This is a genomic window from Nostoc sp. DedQUE02, assembly GCF_034531035.1.
In the GTDB taxonomy this organism is placed as follows: domain Bacteria; phylum Cyanobacteriota; class Cyanobacteriia; order Cyanobacteriales; family Nostocaceae; genus Nostoc.
Genome location: NZ_JAVRBY020000141.1, coordinates 1 through 1698 on the forward strand (window position 1 = coordinate 1; position 1698 = coordinate 1698).

A 1698-nucleotide genomic window follows, 5' to 3' on the forward strand; every position below is an offset into this window, starting at 1 on the left:
GTTAGTTAAGAAAGAAGATAATATTTTCGACAAGGAGCACCAAAAAACTGGAGAATCCATTGCCTTTCATGGGTTAAGTTGGCAATTTGCTTTATTTGGGCGACAGTAACCAAATGAATTGACATAAAACATTGGAACACCCAACGTAAGGTGGGAGTAGAAGTTGGTTTACCCAACTGATTATCAATAGTTTTTTTTGCCCGTTCCAAAGCTTGACGTAAAGCCCTTTGACCAAGACTATAAACAAGCAGGCACAAACCCATAACCATTGCTAGAGCAGCGACTCTTTGTGTCGAGTTGAGGAAAACACTTGAAGTAAAAAATAAAGGGTCTTTGAGAAACCGAAAACCGCGCTCAGTAGATTGCTGTGCCTTGTATTCACGTAAAACATCTTCATCGCTGAGTTCTTCGGCATCGAGGACATTGGTCGCTAAAATAAATCTTCCAGCTCGTTTAGTTTCAATGGCGATCGCTATTTCTTTGGGTTCTAGTGTTGCATCAACTTGGTAGTAAAAAGTGGGGGAAGAATCTTTACTTGGTCTACCACGTCCAGTATGTTTCTTGATTTCCTTAACGTCGATATTAGTTAGTTGGTGTAAGGGCAACTTAGAACTGAGCCGTTGTGCAGCAATCAGAGCATCTTTTGAACAGGCAAATTCTTGGTTTAACAACTGCCGAAGTTCAGATTGGGCTTTTAATAACTGTTTAGTCAAACGTTTTTCCAACTGTTTGAGGTCAGCATCTTTTCTTGCTTGGCTTTCAACGACGAACCAACGCTGTTGTACACCTCCGTACTCACTACAAGTTGGCGCAATCCGATACCCAGATATTACACTAGGATTAAATGCTTCTTGAGGCATATTATCTAACAGCATTTTTGCCGCAGTCAGGGTAATTGGTACTCTCGATACCCAGCGCAAATGTTTCATTTGTTGCAAATTTTCTTCGGTGTAAAGTGCGGCATCTGCAACAAATAAAGCATCTATTTGCCATTGCCGTTTGAAGTCCGCAATTATGGTCGCAAACATTGCCGAGTCCGATTCATTACCGTTTGCGACTCTTAAGTACAAGGGAATATCTCCATCCCCACTGCACATCAAGTCTATGATAAATTGTTTCAGGTCTGGGCGGTGGTCTCTCGAATAGCCATAGGTAATTTCGATTCCTCCTGGTTCCGCCTCCTCTTGTGTTGCCTTGTTGATGTAATCACCATCAACGTGAAATGAACTTGAATCGAGGTGCAAGCTGTCCATTTTTACCCCGAATTTACGTGCTGCACAAAGCGCAACTGTCACAAATACTTCAGTGAGTCCAGCCTCATATAATTTGTCCAATACTCGACCCAAACGGTCATCGTTTAAGTGTTCTGGACGTATTCCTTCTCCTAACAGATGCTCGCTCCGCTTTACCAACAAAAAACTTTTCAAACAAATATAATGGCGCACTCACGAACCCTAATCCGTTTAAAATCATTGCTTTTACAACTTGACCTGCACTGATGATTTCTTGAGAGTGACTTCCCAGCAGTCGGTTAATTTCTTCTACTAGATTCATCTCATCACAGATGCCTGCGACTATGCCGCAGTGGTCAATATCTTGTACCCTGATATCTGATGGTGATGCTGTCATGCTTCTAAAATGCAGCATTTAGGTCATTTTTAAAATACAGCATTTACGAGCGCACCTGCGGAATCTAGG

At 41.9% G+C, this 1698-nt stretch carries 1 pseudogene; it reads right to left on the bottom strand.

Annotation, left to right across the window (positions count from 1 at the left end):
• Positions 1-5: 5 nt before the first annotated feature.
• Positions 6-1629, bottom strand: a pseudogene (locus RMX98_RS36170) (IS1634 family transposase).
• Positions 1630-1698 lie beyond the last annotated feature (69 nt).